We start from the raw sequence: 13198 nt of genomic DNA, 5'->3' as shown, positions 1-13198 counted from the left end.
GCACTACTCTGCGTATTCCTGGGCTGATTACGAGGATGACCCAGCGCGGAGACGGATACGCCCGGAACGGCGCCAAGTTCCACAGCGGGCGGCTCAAATTCCACAAATTCCACAGCCGGGAGGGGCGCGGTGCCGCAGCGGAGGGCGATCACGGGTCGCAGTCAGGAACCGAGGGCGCGGTTCGCGGAGGAGCTGCGGCTGCTCAGGCAGGGGCGGGGAGCGTCCCTGCGGGGCGTGGCGGAAGTGGTGGGCTGGGACGCGTCCCAGTTCGGAAAGATGGAGAACGGCCACACGCTGGGCGGCCCGGAGATCGTGGAGGCGCTGGACCAGTACTACGGCACGGGCGGAATGCTGCTCACGCTGTGGGAACTGGCGGTGGCCGATCCCACGCAGTTCCGCGAGCAGTACCGCCGGTACATGATCCTTGAGGCCGAGGCGATCAGCCTGTGGCACTACGCGGTGAGCGCACCGCCGGGCCTGCTCCAGACCGCCGGGTACGCGCGCGAGGCGCTGGCCGGGGGCTGGCTCAAGGGCGCTGAACTGGAGCAGCAGGTGGAGGCGCGTCTCGGCCGTCGACAACTACTGGAAGGGGAGACCCCACCGCCGTTTCGCGCCATTCTCTCCGAGACGGTGCTGCGCACGTGGCTGCGCGACATGGGGGCATGGCGAGAGCAGTTGGCCCACTTGGCCGAGATGGCCGGGCGCCCGAGCATCACCCTCCAGGTGCTGCCGTTCCGTGCGGGGCGGCATGGGCTGACGAACACCACCGTGATGTTCCTGCGGCTGCCGAGCGGCCGCGTGGTCGCCTACACCGAGAACGATCTGCGCGGCGAACTCGTGGAGGAAAACGGCTCAGTTGAGCTGCTGCAACGTAGGTACGATGCGATGCGGGACTTGGCGCTGTCACCGGCCGAGTCGCGCGAATTCATCCTGCGGACGTTGGAGGAAGCGCCGTGCGAGCCATCGATCTGAGCGCCGTCTCTTGGCGTAAGAGCAGCTACAGCAACACGAGCGGCGGGGACTGCGTCGAGGTCTCCGACGACCTCCTCCGCGCCGCCGACTGGCGCAGGAGCAGCTACAGCAACGCGAGCGGCGGCGAGTGCGTCGAGGTCGCCCCCAATCTCCCCTCCCTCGTCCCCGTCCGGGACAGCAAGGACCCCTCCCGCGGAGCGCTCCTCTTCACCGCGCCCGCGTGGGACGCCTTCGTGGGCGGAGTCCGACGGGAAGCGGCCGGAGGGGCCGCGTAAGCTGGGGGCGGCCCTGTCGTATGCCCCCCGCTCAAGGAGCACCCCGTGGAGATCTTCTTCGAAGCCCTGCTGGTCCTGGTCTGCGTCGGCGTCCTCGCCTTCGCCGGTCTGACCGTGAAGAAGCTGTACCAGGGCCAGCGCTGACCCCCTCCGACGCCCACGCCAGGAAGTACGTTCCGCTCATGATCGAGATCCCGTCCGACCTCCACAAGAGCCTCGTCCCCCTCGCCTTCCTGCTGGGCGACTGGGCGGGCGCGGGCGTGCACGACTTCCCGGGCGCCGAGAAGTGCAACTTCGGCCAGGAGGTCTCCTTCAGCCACGACGGCCGGGACTTCCTGGAGTACCGGTCCCACACCTGGGTCCTGGACCAGGACGGGAACAAGGTCAGCCCGCTGGAGTCCGAGCACGGCTTCTGGCGCATCGACGCGAACCGCAGGGTCGAGGTCACGATGACCCGCGACGACGGCGTCATCGAGATCTGGTACGGCGAGCTGGCCGACCAGAAGCCCCAGATCGACCTGGTCACGGACGCGGTGGCCCGCACGGCGGCCTCGCGGCCCTACACCGGCGGCAAGCGGCTGTACGGCTACGTCAAGAGCGACCTGATGTGGGTGGGCGAGAAGCAGACCCCCGAGGTCGAGCTGCGCCCCTACATGTCGGCGCACCTGAAGAAGGTCGTCACCCCGGAGGACGTCGAGCGCTGGGCCAAGGCCCTGCCCGATGACATGCCCGACGACGGGATCGCCTTCTTCAAGTAGGCCCGCGGCCGACACACCCTAGACTCGTGGGTGTGGTGAGCACCGACTGGAAGAGCGACCTCAGGCAGCGCGGCTACCGGCTGACCCCGCAGCGGCAGCTGGTCCTCGAAGCCGTGGACACCCTTGAGCACGCGACCCCCGACGACATCCTCGGCGAAGTGAGGAAGACGGCGTCGGGGGTCAACATTTCCACCGTCTACCGCACGCTGGAGCTCCTGGAGGAGCTGGGGCTGGTCTCGCACGCCCACCTGGGGCACGGTGCGCCCACCTACCATCTGGCCGACCGGCACCACCACATCCACCTGGTCTGCCGGGACTGCACCAACGTGATCGAGGCCGATCTGTCGGTGGCCGCCGAGTTCACCGCCAAGCTGCGGGAGCAGTTCGGCTTCGACACCGATCTGAAGCATTTCGCGATCTTCGGCCGCTGCAAGGACTGTTCCCTGAAGGGTTCAACTACCGAGTCGTAGGCTAGGGCGTATGAAGAGCCCCCTGCTGTCCCTGCCCGGCGCCGTCCCAGCCGAGGGCGTGGACGAAGGCGTCGCCGCCCACTACGGCGACCTGTTCCGCGAGCAGCGTGCCCTCGCCGACGGCACCGGCTTCGTCGACCTCTCCCACCGCGGTGTCGTCGCCGTCACCGGCGACGACCGGCTGAGCTGGCTGCACCTGCTGCTCACCCAGCACGTCAGCGACCTGCCGACCGGCGAGGCCACCGAGGCGCTGATCCTCTCCGCGAACGGCCACATCGAACACGCCCTGTACCTCGTCGACGACGGCACGACCGTCTGGGCCCACGTGGAGCCCGGCAGCCAGGAGGCGCTGATCGCCTACCTGGAGTCGATGAAGTTCTTCTACCGGGTCGAGGTCGCCGACCGCACCGCCGACACCGCGGTCGTGCACCTGCCGGCCGGATCGATCACCGAGGTCCCCGAGGGCGCCGCCGTCCGGGAGACGCCGTACGGCCGTGATCTCTTCCTGCCGCGCGAGAGGCTGGAGGCGTTCGCCGACCGGGCCGGTCCGCCGGCCGGGATCCTCGCGCACGAGGCGCTGCGCGTCGAGCAGCACCGTCCCCGCCTCGGTTTCGAGACCGACCACCGGACCATCCCGCACGAGCTGGGCTGGATCGGGACGGCGGTCCATCTGCAGAAGGGCTGCTACCGGGGGCAGGAGACCGTCGCCCGGGTGCACAACCTCGGCAAGCCGCCGCGCCGCCTGGTCTTCCTGCACCTGGACGGCAGCGAGGTCCACCTGCCGCCGAACGGGGCCGAGGTGCGCCTCGCGGACGACGGTCCCGACGGCCGGAAGATCGGCTTCGTCACCACGTCCGTACGCCACCACGAGCTGGGCCCGGTCGCCCTCGCCCTGGTGAAGCGGAACGTGCCGGTGGACGCCCGCCTGCTGGCGGAGACCACGGCGGCGGCCCAGGAGACCGTCGTAGAGCCCTGACAGCCGTCATAGCCCTGAGAGCCGTCAGAGCCCTGACAGCCCTGAGAGCAACAGGTCCCGGGCCCGGGAGGAGCCCGGGGCCGTCTCAGACCTCGACGATCACCGTGAACGGGCCGTCGTTCGTCAGCGACACCCGCATCTGGGCGCCGAAGCGGCCCGTCGCCACGGTCGCGCCCAGCGCGCGCAGCTGCGCGACGACCTCGTCGACGAGCGGTTCGGCCACGTCGCCGGGCGCGGCGGCGTTCCAGGTGGGGCGGCGGCCCTTGCGGGCGTCGCCGTAAAGGGTGAACTGGCTGATCACCAGCAGCGGTGCGTCGATGTCGCTGCACGACTTCTCGTCGGGCAGGATCCGCACCGACCAGAGCTTGCGGGCCAGCTGCGCCGCCTTCTCCTTGGTGTCGTCGTGGGTGACGCCGACCAGGACGCACAGGCCCTCGCCGTCGATCGCTCCCACGGTCTCGCCGTTCACGAGGACGTTCGCGCCGTCCACCCGCTGTACCACTGCACGCATCCCGCCATGATGCCGTGCGCCCCTAGGGTGTGGGCACACGGGCCCGTACCGGGGTTTTTTCGCTCCCTAACCCCCCATCTGGGGCCGATCGGGGCGGATCGTGGGCACTCGGTCACATAGCGGCCACTTGGGGTGGCACGATGCTCTCCAGAGGCCGGTCGAGGGGACGGACGGTAGAGGCACATGAGCACACCGAGTACGGGGCAGCCGCTTGGGACTGTCGCATTGACATATCCGGGTGGCCTGGAGGCGCCCCGGCCGCCCGTGCAGCGCACGGACAGCCCGGAGCTGCCCGCGGATCCGCCGGGGCACGACCTGATCGCGCTGAGCCTGCCGGAGCTGCGCACGCTGCGCCGGGACGCGCAGCGCGAGGAGGCCGACCTGAGCTACGTACGGCGGCTGCTGCAGGGCCGTATCGACATCCTGCGTGCGGAGTTGGCGGGGCGCCGGCCGGCGTCCGTGGTGACCACCGCGGCGAAGGGGTCCGTGGTCGAGCGGCTGTCGGAGATCCTGACCGACGCACCGGCCCGGCAGCGTTCCTCCGCCCGGCACGTGACGCTCGGCACTCCGCGGAGCGAGGAGTGCCGGCGGCTGGCCGCGGAGATGCTCGGCGAGGTGGAGCTGTCCGACCTGACGGCCCGCACCGACGTCGAGCTGACCGCCGGGATGGGCCGGCTCGTGCGCTACGAGCAGCAGGTCTCCCGTCGGCGGCAGCGGCTGCAGCGCACGGCCGACGACTGCAGCGCGGAGATCGCACGCCGGTACCGTGAGGGGGAAGCACAAGTCGACGACCTGCTCGTGTGACACGAGGGGCGGCGTACGAAGCCGCTCTCGGGGGCCCGGCGATCCCGGGCCGTCGCCGCGGCGGGCCGTCCGTCCGGAAGGCCACCGCCGATGCCCGCGTCGCAACCGTCCCCGCCCGCGACGGCCCAGCCGTCCCCGCCCGCGACGGCCCAGCCGTCCCCGCCCGCGCCCACGTCCGCCCTCTCGCCCGTCGTACCGCCCGTCCTCGCCGAGGTCGTCCGGTCCGGCTTCGTCGAGGGGCGGCACCGGGGCAGCCTGGTCGTGCTGGGCGCCGACGGGGCCGTGGAGCTGGCGCTGGGGGAGGTGACGACGCCGGTCTTCCCGCGCTCCTCGAACAAGCCGATGCAGGCGGCGGGCGTCCTGCGGGCGGGCCTGGACCTCACGGGGGAGCGGCTGGCGCTGGCCGCCGCGAGCCACTCCGGGGAGCCCTTCCACCGCGGCCTGGTCCGCAGGATGCTGGACGAGTACGGCCTCGACCCGGACCTGCTCCAGTGCCCGCCCGACCTGCCGCTGGACGCGGAGGAGCGGGAGACGTACCTGGCGTCGGGCGCGGCGCCCGACCGGGTCACCATGAACTGCTCCGGCAAGCACACCGCGATGCTGGCCGTCTGCGCCGAGCGGGGTTGGCCGCTGGAGTCGTACCTCGACCCCGAGCACCCGTTGCAGCGGATCATCCACAGGGTTGTGGAGGACGCCGCGGGCGAGCCGGTCGCCGCCGTCGGCACGGACGGGTGCGGGGCGCCGCTGATGGCGATCAGCCTGGTCGGGCTGGCCCGCGCCTTCTGCTCCTTCGCCGGTGCCGAGCCGGGGTCGGCCGAGCGCCGGGTCGCCGACGCGATGCGCGCCCACCCCGAGTACGTCGCCGGTACCCGCCGCGCCGACACCTGGCTGATGCGCGAGGTGCCCGGCACGCTCTCCAAGATGGGCGCGGAGGCCGTCCAGGCGGTGGCCCTGCCGGACGGCCGCGCCCTGGCCTTCAAGGTCGAGGACGGCGCGACGCGCGCCCTGGGCCCGGTACTGGCCCGCGCCCTGACGCTGCTGGGCGTGGCGGGACCGGTGGTCGACCGCATCGGCCGTACGCCCCTGCTGGGCGGCGGGCGCGAGGTGGGGGTGGTGCGGGCGGCCTTCTGAGGTCGGGCTGGCTTCTGAGGTCGGGTGTCCCGCCGGGGTCGGGTGGTCTTCCAGGAGCGGGCGGGTTTCCGGGGCCGGGCGGCCTTCCGAGAACCGGCCGCCCTCCGGGATCGGGCGTCCGTCCGGGATACGGCTCCCGCCGGGGTCGGGGTCCCTCTGGGATCGGGCGTCCCGCCGGGAACGGGCGGCCTTCCGAGAAACGGGCGTCCCGCCGGGAACGGGCGGCCTTCCGAGAAACGGGCGTCCCGCCGGGAACGGGCGGCCTTCCGAGAAACGGGCGTCCCGCCGGGGTCGGGGTCCCTCTGGGATCGGGCGTCCCGCCGGGAACGGGCGGCCTTCCGAGAAACGGGCGTCCCGCCGGGATCGGGAGCTCTCCGGGGCCGGGGTCCTCCGGGATCGGGGTCCCGCCGGGGTCGGGGTCCCGCCGGGGTCGGGGTCCCGCCGGGGTCGGGGTCCCGCCGGGGGCGGGGTCCCGCCGGGGTCGGGGTCCCGCCGGGATCGGCGTCCCGCCGGGATCGGCGTCCCGCCGGGATCGGCGTCCCGCCGGGACCGAGCGGCCCTCCGAGGTGCCAGGGCGGGTGGTTTGCGGGACGCCGGCGCGGGCAAATCCGCGCGACGCCGACCCGGTCGTCGACCTACCGTGAGCGCATGACCCGCCGCACCGACATCGACGTACGTCCCATCACCGAGGCCGAGTTCCCCGACTGGCAGCGTGCCGTGAACACCGGGTTCCTGCAGCCGCCCGCCGTCGGCGCGGAGCAGTTGGAGGCCCGCCGCAACCTCTTCGTCCCCGGCCGGTCGCTCGGCGCCTTCGACGGTGAGCGGTGCGTGGCGACCTACCGGTCCTTCGACCAGCAGGTCACCGCCGTGGGCGGCACGCTCGTACAGGCCGACGCGATCTCCAACGTCACCGTCACCGCGACCCACCGCCGCCGAGGCCTGCTCACCCGCATGATGGCGCAGGACCTCGCGGCGGCGAAGGACCGCGGGGACGTCGTCGCGACCCTGATCGCGGCCGAGTACCCGATCTACGGCCGGTACGGCTTCGGCCCCGCCACCACGATGACCGAGTGGACGGTCGACGTGCCGCGCGCCGGTCTCGACGCGCGCTGGGCGGCCCCGGAGGACGGCGGCCGGATCGACCTCGTGGACGGCGAGGACGTCCGGGGGCTCGGCCCTGAGCTGCACGAGCGGCTGCGCCGGGCCCAGCCGGGCGCGGTCAGCCGGGCCGAGCTGTGGTGGCAGACCCGTACCGGGGTCACGAGCGTCAACGACACCCCGTGGACCGAGCCCTTCTACGCCGTGTACCGCGCGGCGGACGGCGAGGTCGAGGGCATGGTCTCGTACCGGGCCGACGACAAGTGGGGCGACGCCAAGCAGCCGCTGAACACGGCGACCGTCGACTGGCTGCTGGCCGTGACACCGGACGCCGAGCGCGCCCTGTGGCACTACCTGTGCTCGATCGACTGGATCACGACGGTGAAGAGCGGCTGGCGGGCCCCCGACGACCTGCTCCCGCACCTCCTGCCGGATCCGCGCGCGGCCAGGATCACCACGCAGGCGGACTGGCTGTGGGTGCGGATCCTGGACGTCGTACGGGCGCTGGAGGCGCGGACGTACGAGGGGCAGGGCTCGCTGGTGCTGGAGGTCGTGGACCGATGGGGGTCCCCCCGCTCGAGCGGAGCCGAGAGTGGGGGAGGGCTGACCGGCGGGCGGTGGCGGCTGGAGGCGGGAGCGGGCGGGGCGTCCTGCACGCCGACCACCGAGAGCGCCCACCTCGTGCTCGACGTGGCCGAGCTGGCGGCGCTGTGGCTGGGCGACGAGTCGGCCGTACGGCTGGCCGCGCTCGGCCGGGTCCGGGAAGAACGAGCGGGCGCCGCCCGTGTGGCCGACGCCCTGCTGCGTACGTCCAGGCGGCCTTGGTGCCCGGACATGTTCTGAGGTGGCTCCCTTCTGCCGGTGACGGGTGGGTGTGCGCATCCGTAGCGCGTGCTCTTCGGTTGTGGTTGTAGTGCCGGTGTTCAGTTGTGGTTGTGGTTGTGGTTCTCGTGCGTGGTGCTTACTGACTGGCCGGGCTCCCGGCTCCCCTCCGGAAGGGGGCCCGGACAGCAGTACGTCGGTTCAGCCGGACTGGGCGAGCAGCATCACGAGGATCACCGCGCCCACACCGCCGATCATGGTGTTCTTCGCCTTGATGCCGATGGACAGCGCGACGAACGCGATGATGCCCATGGGCCCGTACTTCCATTGCACGAGCTGCTCGAACCCGATGGCCAGAGCGGCGACGACGATGGCGATGAGCGGCATGGTGGTCCCCCTGTCACCGTGGTGGCCAACCCCCTGAAGGTCCGACCACGTTGCTCAAGTTGGCTGCCAACTTCACTGTACTTATCTCCGCTTGGGCGCGTCTCATAACCACCTTCCCGCGAACTGCCTAAAGATGGCGAGAAGTTGTAGTGTTTGGTCGTGGAGCCGGAACATGCCCCCGTCAACGGGCGGAAGAGAGCGCAGCGGCCACAGAGAACACACCGCGAGGTGGCCGACGAACTGCGCGCCCGGATCAGGGCCGGTCGGCTGCGGCCGGGCCAGCGCATGCCCACACAGGCCCAGTTGGCCGACGAGTTCGGCGTCGAGCGCGGCGCCGTCCGCCAGGCCCTGCGCATCCTGCAGTCGGAGCGGCTGCTCACCAACGTGTCCAAAGGGAGCCCCGCGACCGTCGCGCCCGACCTCTACGGCTCCCTGACCGGGCCCGCGGCGCCGCCGATGCCCACCACGGTCGCCCTCGCGCCCCGGATCGCCGATGCCTTCGCCGCCCCGCACGTCGAGATCGACGCCCTGTGCCTGACCTCGGTCTCCCTCACCCTCGCCATCGGCGAACCACTGCGCCAGATCCACGCGGGGCGACTGAAACCGGCCAAGATCGACGTCCGGGTGCTGCTGCCGAGCCGGAACATCGACCTGGCCTTCCCGGTGGCGGTGGCCGGGCGCGGGGCCGGCGACCCGGTGCACGAGCGGTGGCTGGCCATGCGCAACGCCCAGGGCCAGGTGCTCCAGCACAACCTGCTGGGCCTGCGGGCCACGCACGGCATCGACGTGCGCGTCTCCTTCCGCGCGCTGCCCTTCACGCCGCCGGTGAAGCTGTACGTGCTCAACGGCGCGGAGGCCCTCTTCGCGTACTACACCCTCAGCCGGCGCGAGCAGGAGATCGATCACGAGCCGATGGAGATGTACGACGCGGAGGGCATCCGCTCGACGCTGTTCGCCTTCGAGCAGGGCGGTGGCCTGCGCGACGGGGTGTTCGTGAAGCAGTCGCGGCTGTGGTTCGACGCGCTGTGGGAGACGATCAGTTCGGAGCTGCTGCTCACCACGTAGCTCATCCCCTGATCACCTCCCGGTCACAGCGCCGGACCCGCGACCAGCAGGGCCAGCACCACCGCTCCGACGGAGCTGACGGACGGGCTCTTGGCCTTGATGCCGATGGTGAGCAGGAGCAGGCCGACGATGCCGGAGGCGCCGTACTTCCACTGGACGATCTGCTCGAAGGCGACGACGAGGACCGCGGAGACAAGGGCGAGAACGGGCATGGTCTTTCCCCCTTCGGAAGTCTGGGAAGGAAAACTTCCGCCAACTAGACCAAGTTGGCAACCAACTCTGACTATGTTGTCCCCACTTGGCTGCTATCTATAAACAAGTTTCAAACAACTCCCTGTAGGTAGGTCGAAGTTGTAGCGTTTGGTCGTGACTCAGGAGAACGTGTCCGTGAACGGCAGCAGAAGGCTCTCGTCCCAGGAGATCGCCGAGATCCTGCGCGAGCGGATCCGCGGGGGAGACCTCAAGGCGGGCGACCGCCTGCCCACCCAGGCCGAGCTGGCCGACGAGTTCAAGGTGGAGCGCGGCACCGTCCGCCAGGCCCTGCGGGCGCTCCAGGAGGACGGCCTGCTCACCAACGTCAGCAAGGGCAGCCCGCCCCGCATCGCCGAGCCCGCCACGCCCAGGGGTGAGCCGCAGCCGACGATGGTGGCGCTCGGGCCGCGGCTGGCGGAGGCGTTCTCGGCGCCGCGGGTGCGGGTCGACGTCGTGTGCCACACCTCGGAGACGCTGATGCTGGCCCTGAGCGAGCCGCTCCGCCTGATCCACGAGGGCCGCATCCACCCGGAGTCCATCGACTTCCGCGTCCTGATGCCGTCGCGCGACATCGCACTGGCCTTCCCCGTCCTGGTCGAGGACGCGGAGGACGACCCGGTCCACCAGCGCTGGCTCCAGATGCGCAACGCCCAGGCCCGCGTGCTCCAGCACAACCTGCACGCCGTGCGCTCCACCCACCGCGTCGACGTGCACATCGCCTTCCGCGCACTGCCCTTCACCCCGCCGATGAAGCTCTACCTGCTCAACGGCGACGAGGCGCTCCTCGGCTACTACATGCTCACCCGGCGCGAGGAGGAGTACGAGAGCCGGACGCTGGAGATGTACGACGCCCTCGGCTCCCAGTCGCTGCTGTTCTCCTTCCTGAAGCGGGCGGGTCACCGGGACGCGGTGTTCGTGGAGGAATCACAGAAGTGGTTCGACGCCCTCTGGGAAACCATCACCTCGGACATGACACTCTCCTAGTGACTTCTGATACGGATCAGACGGAACCGGTGGCCGAGCGGGCCGATGGCCTGAGGGAACTGGTCTCGGGCGCCCGGGTCGTCCTCTGGGACTTCGACGGCCCCGTCTGCAGGCTGTTCGCGGGCTACTCCGCGGACCGGGTCGCGGGCGAACTGGTGGACTGGCTGGAGCGGTTGGGCCTCAAGGAGCTGCTGAGCGAGGAGGAGCAGGTCCATCCGGATCCGCACGTCCTGCTCGGAGCGGTCGACCGCAGGCGGCACCGCAGTGACCTCGCGGCCGACTTCGAGGAGCGGCTGACCCGCGAGGAGCTGCGCGCCGTGCCGACCGCGCGGCCGACGGCGTACGCGGATCCCCTGATCCGCACCTGGACCGCGCTGGGTGTCGGACTGGCGGTCACCACCAACAACTCGCCCCGCGTGGTGGGCGAGTACCTCGCCACGCGGGGCCTGCTGGACTGCTTCGCCCCCCACATCTACGGCCGCACCCGGGACCTGCACCTGCTCAAGCCCGACCCGTACTGCCTGAACCGGGCCCTCAGGGCGATGGGTGCCGCCCCCGGCCAGGCCCTGATGGTCGGCGACACCACGTCCGATCTGACCGCCGCGCGGCGGGCCGGTGTCCCGTTCCTGGGCTACGCGCGCAACGACGAGAAGGCGAAGCTCCTGAGACAGGCCGGCGCGGAAACGGTCGTGCACTCACTGGAGCCGGTACTGAGGCTGCTGTGGGAGGGCGTCCGGGGGCGGGGTCACGCCTGAGGCATCAGGGGACGAGCGTCGCACAGATGCTCCTTCGTTCGCCGTGCCGTGGGACGGGGCGGCGAGGCTCGAAGGGGTTCTGCGGCCGTGCCGACGACAACAGGAGTACCGTGCTTCCACTCTTGCACCCTTGCAAGGGCCCAAGGTGAGAGAACGGTAATGCCGCCCGAATCAGCTTCCATGGCTCGGCTTCGTGCTGTCGAGGTGAGCGGTGACGAAAGCGCGGTCGAGGGACCACTGTGCGGATATCACCACGAGACCTACGTGATTCCGCTGCCCGGCGTGACCGGGGCGGGCGGTGCGGCGCGGTGGAAGTGCAGGGAGCCGCGAGAGAATCTGCTGTGGTTCGACCGCCGGTGCTTCGCCTCGGAGGAGCAGTTGCTGCGGTCCCTGCAGGGCCGGATCGCTCGCGTACCGGATGTCTTCGAGGTCGATGGGCTGGCTCTGCAGCGCTTTGTCGAGGGGCAGACCCTGGGGGCGCTCCACGGGGCGGGCCAGGCGGTGTCCCGCGGGCTCGCGCGGCAGATCGTCGAGCTCTTCGGGGAGCTGGCGGCCGTGACGTCGGAGACTCTCCCGGTGCACAGGCGGTGCCATCCGGTGGACCGCCCGGCGGACGGCGACACCGCCGGCTTCCTGGAGCGCCTCATCTGCTTCACCGAGCAACGCGTCTACGCACGGAACCTGCCGGAGTTCGAGTCCCTCTTCGCGGACCTGGGGCTGGACGGCGACTCGTTCAAACGGCTGCGCAAGCATGTATCCGGGCTTCGTGAGCGCCCCTTCTGTCTCCTGCACGCCGACTTGCACCGCGAGAACTTCATCGTCGACATGGACCGGAGACTCTGGACGATCGACTGGGAACTGGCGATGGTCGGCGATCCGCTCTACGACCTGGCCACCCATCTGCATCTGATGCGCTACCCCTTGTGGCAGGGCCGCCGGGTGACGGAGGAGTGGCGGCGTGTGGTCGAGGCCGTGCGGCCCGGCGGTTCGAACGGCTGGCAGCAGGACCTGAGACTGCTCATCGGCTACAAGAGAGCCCAGTCGGTCTTCACCGATGTCATTCGAGAAGCGCTCTCGATGGGGCAGAAGGCGCACTCGCCAGGTCCCGGACTCGTGCACACGGCGGCCAGGTTGCACCGGGTACTGGCCGATGCGGCCCTGCCGCTCGGGCTGGAGTCGGTCCCCGGCCCGACCGCCATCGGCACGGCACTGGTGCGGTGGAGCCGTACGCATGCGGACGCCCGGCAGGTGCCGGACAGGCCTTAGGCTCGCCCCCATGAGCGACCCCGGTCTGCGTGAGCGCAAGAAGCAGCGGACGATCCAGTCGCTGTCGGACATCGCCATCGGCCTCTTCGTGGAGAGGGGGTTCGACGCGGTGTCCGTCGCCGAGGTGGCCGCCGCGGCCGAGGTGTCCAAGCCGACGCTCTTCCGGTACTTCCCGGCGAAGGAGGACCTCGTCCTGCACCGCATCGCCGACCACGAGGGTGAGGCGGCACGGGTAGCGGGGGAGGGCCCGGCGCCGATCGAGGCGCTGCGCCGGCACTTCCTGGCGGGGCTGGAGCGGGCCGACCCGGTGACCGGGCTCAGCGATCGTCCCGACGTACTGGCCTTCCACACGCTGCTCTACGGCACTCCCGCCCTCGTGGCCCGGCTGTACACGCACCTGGAGCGGTCGGAGGCCGCGCTCGCCGAGGCCCTCGGCGGCGACCTGGAGGCCAGACTGGCCGCCGGGCAGATCATCGCCGTGCGGCGGGTCCTCGCGCAGGAGAACTGGCGGCGGATCGCGGCCGGGGAGGGTGTGGCGGACGTGCGGGGTGATGCCGTGGCGGCGGCGGAGCGGGCGTTCGGCAGGTTGGCGGCGGGGCTGCCGGGGCTCGCCCTGCCGGAACCCGGTTCTCGCGTATGAGTAAAAAATGTAACCCGGTAACGCTATTCGGG

The 13198-nt window shown here is 71.1% G+C and carries 16 protein-coding genes; 13 read left to right on the top strand and 3 right to left on the bottom strand.

Annotated features, from left to right (window positions below; genetic code table 11):
• The first annotated feature begins 129 nt into the window (after positions 1-129).
• The 5 genes from ACFCZF_RS29535 to ACFCZF_RS29515 all read left to right on the top strand — a co-directional run bounded on the left by ACFCZF_RS29535 (position 130) and on the right by ACFCZF_RS29515 (position 3451).
• Positions 130-972 (top strand): helix-turn-helix domain-containing protein, encoded by an 843-nt coding sequence (locus tag ACFCZF_RS29535; RefSeq protein WP_376674216.1) that lies wholly within the window; start codon positions 130-132, stop codon positions 970-972.
• Positions 954-1247: a DUF397 domain-containing protein gene (locus ACFCZF_RS29530; RefSeq protein ID WP_376674215.1), complete on the top strand. Its 294-nt coding sequence runs from the start codon at positions 954-956 to the stop codon at positions 1245-1247. Before ACFCZF_RS29535 ends, ACFCZF_RS29530 begins: the two co-directional genes overlap by 19 nt.
• Before the next feature lie 182 nt (positions 1248-1429).
• Positions 1430-2005, top strand: coding sequence for an FABP family protein (locus ACFCZF_RS29525; protein ID WP_376674214.1), 576 nt, complete (start codon positions 1430-1432; stop codon positions 2003-2005).
• Positions 2006-2037: 32 nt separating this feature from the next.
• Positions 2038-2475 (top strand): Fur family transcriptional regulator, encoded by a 438-nt coding sequence (locus tag ACFCZF_RS29520; protein ID WP_121747840.1) that lies wholly within the window; start codon positions 2038-2040, stop codon positions 2473-2475.
• Positions 2476-2485: 10 nt separating this feature from the next.
• Positions 2486-3451, top strand: coding sequence for a YgfZ/GcvT domain-containing protein (locus ACFCZF_RS29515; protein WP_376674213.1), 966 nt, complete (start codon positions 2486-2488; stop codon positions 3449-3451).
• A gap of 85 nt (positions 3452-3536) precedes the next feature.
• Here the strand turns inward: ACFCZF_RS29515 and dtd are convergent, their stop codons facing one another.
• Complete coding sequence (gene dtd, locus ACFCZF_RS29510; RefSeq protein WP_376674212.1) at positions 3537-3962, bottom strand: D-aminoacyl-tRNA deacylase; 426 nt, start codon at positions 3960-3962, stop codon at positions 3537-3539.
• A 183-nt stretch (positions 3963-4145) separates the two neighbouring features.
• On the opposite strand from dtd, the gene ACFCZF_RS29505 reads away from it, so the two are divergent.
• The 3 genes from ACFCZF_RS29505 (at position 4146) to ACFCZF_RS29495 (ending at position 7838) form a co-directional block, all read left to right on the top strand.
• Entirely contained in the window at positions 4146-4766 is a 621-nt protein-coding gene (locus ACFCZF_RS29505) for an aerial mycelium formation protein (RefSeq protein WP_375912501.1), read from the top strand.
• Positions 4767-4856: 90 nt separating this feature from the next.
• Positions 4857-5897: an asparaginase gene (locus ACFCZF_RS29500; protein WP_376674211.1), complete on the top strand. Its 1041-nt coding sequence runs from the start codon at positions 4857-4859 to the stop codon at positions 5895-5897.
• 648 nt (positions 5898-6545) lie between these two features.
• Positions 6546-7838, top strand: a complete 1293-nt coding sequence (locus ACFCZF_RS29495) for a GNAT family N-acetyltransferase (protein WP_376674210.1) — start codon at positions 6546-6548, stop codon at positions 7836-7838.
• A 180-nt stretch (positions 7839-8018) separates the two neighbouring features.
• Here the strand turns inward: ACFCZF_RS29495 and ACFCZF_RS29490 are convergent, their stop codons facing one another.
• Positions 8019-8204, bottom strand: a complete 186-nt coding sequence (locus ACFCZF_RS29490) for a hypothetical protein (RefSeq protein WP_003974784.1) — start codon at positions 8202-8204, stop codon at positions 8019-8021.
• A 153-nt stretch (positions 8205-8357) separates the two neighbouring features.
• On the opposite strand from ACFCZF_RS29490, the gene ACFCZF_RS29485 reads away from it, so the two are divergent.
• On the top strand, positions 8358-9269 hold the full coding sequence (locus ACFCZF_RS29485; RefSeq protein WP_376674209.1) for a winged helix-turn-helix domain-containing protein: 912 nt from the start codon (positions 8358-8360) through the stop codon (positions 9267-9269).
• A gap of 23 nt (positions 9270-9292) precedes the next feature.
• Here the strand turns inward: ACFCZF_RS29485 and ACFCZF_RS29480 are convergent, their stop codons facing one another.
• Positions 9293-9481 (bottom strand): hypothetical protein, encoded by a 189-nt coding sequence (locus tag ACFCZF_RS29480; protein ID WP_345635879.1) that lies wholly within the window; start codon positions 9479-9481, stop codon positions 9293-9295.
• Positions 9482-9656: 175 nt separating this feature from the next.
• Here ACFCZF_RS29480 and ACFCZF_RS29475 point away from each other — a divergent pair, with 175 nt between their 5' ends.
• From ACFCZF_RS29475 to ACFCZF_RS29460, 4 genes are all read left to right on the top strand, one after another.
• Positions 9657-10505: a winged helix-turn-helix domain-containing protein gene (locus tag ACFCZF_RS29475; RefSeq protein ID WP_376674239.1), complete on the top strand. Its 849-nt coding sequence runs from the start codon at positions 9657-9659 to the stop codon at positions 10503-10505.
• Entirely contained in the window at positions 10505-11260 is a 756-nt protein-coding gene (locus tag ACFCZF_RS29470) for an HAD family hydrolase (RefSeq protein ID WP_376674208.1), read from the top strand. The genes ACFCZF_RS29475 and ACFCZF_RS29470 overlap by 1 nt, the downstream gene beginning before the upstream one ends.
• A 159-nt stretch (positions 11261-11419) precedes the next feature.
• Positions 11420-12526 (top strand): phosphotransferase, encoded by a 1107-nt coding sequence (locus ACFCZF_RS29465; RefSeq protein ID WP_376674207.1) that lies wholly within the window; start codon positions 11420-11422, stop codon positions 12524-12526.
• 10 nt (positions 12527-12536) lie between these two features.
• The gene (locus tag ACFCZF_RS29460; protein WP_376674206.1) at positions 12537-13166 is read left to right on the top strand and encodes a TetR family transcriptional regulator; all 630 of its coding nucleotides are present in this window, start codon (positions 12537-12539) and stop codon (positions 13164-13166) included.
• Positions 13167-13198: the final 32 nt, after the last annotated feature.

The organism is Streptomyces sp. NPDC056296 (genome assembly GCF_042268605.1).
Classification (GTDB): Bacteria; Actinomycetota; Actinomycetes; order Streptomycetales; family Streptomycetaceae; genus Streptomyces.
The sequence above is the reverse complement of the archived record's forward strand: the minus strand, read 5'-3'. Positions and strand labels throughout refer to the sequence as shown.

What these genes read in the sequence shown, in the direction of transcription:
- ACFCZF_RS29500 (WP_376674211.1), top strand. Translation starts at nt 4,857, where the DNA reads ATGCCCGCGTCGCAACCGTCCCCGCCCGCGACGGCCCAGCCGTCCCCG.
- ACFCZF_RS29495 (WP_376674210.1), top strand. Translation starts at nt 6,546, where the DNA reads ATGACCCGCCGCACCGACATCGACGTACGTCCCATCACCGAGGCCGAG.
- ACFCZF_RS29465 (WP_376674207.1), top strand. Translation starts at nt 11,420, where the DNA reads ATGCCGCCCGAATCAGCTTCCATGGCTCGGCTTCGTGCTGTCGAGGTG.
- ACFCZF_RS29490 (WP_003974784.1), bottom strand. Translation starts at nt 8,204, where the DNA reads ATGCCGCTCATCGCCATCGTCGTCGCCGCTCTGGCCATCGGGTTCGAG.
- ACFCZF_RS29515 (WP_376674213.1), top strand. Translation starts at nt 2,486, where the DNA reads ATGAAGAGCCCCCTGCTGTCCCTGCCCGGCGCCGTCCCAGCCGAGGGC.
- ACFCZF_RS29525 (WP_376674214.1), top strand. Translation starts at nt 1,430, where the DNA reads ATGATCGAGATCCCGTCCGACCTCCACAAGAGCCTCGTCCCCCTCGCC.
- ACFCZF_RS29480 (WP_345635879.1), bottom strand. Translation starts at nt 9,481, where the DNA reads ATGCCCGTTCTCGCCCTTGTCTCCGCGGTCCTCGTCGTCGCCTTCGAG.
- dtd (WP_376674212.1), bottom strand. Translation starts at nt 3,962, where the DNA reads ATGCGTGCAGTGGTACAGCGGGTGGACGGCGCGAACGTCCTCGTGAAC.
- ACFCZF_RS29505 (WP_375912501.1), top strand. Translation starts at nt 4,146, where the DNA reads ATGAGCACACCGAGTACGGGGCAGCCGCTTGGGACTGTCGCATTGACA.
- ACFCZF_RS29460 (WP_376674206.1), top strand. Translation starts at nt 12,537, where the DNA reads ATGAGCGACCCCGGTCTGCGTGAGCGCAAGAAGCAGCGGACGATCCAG.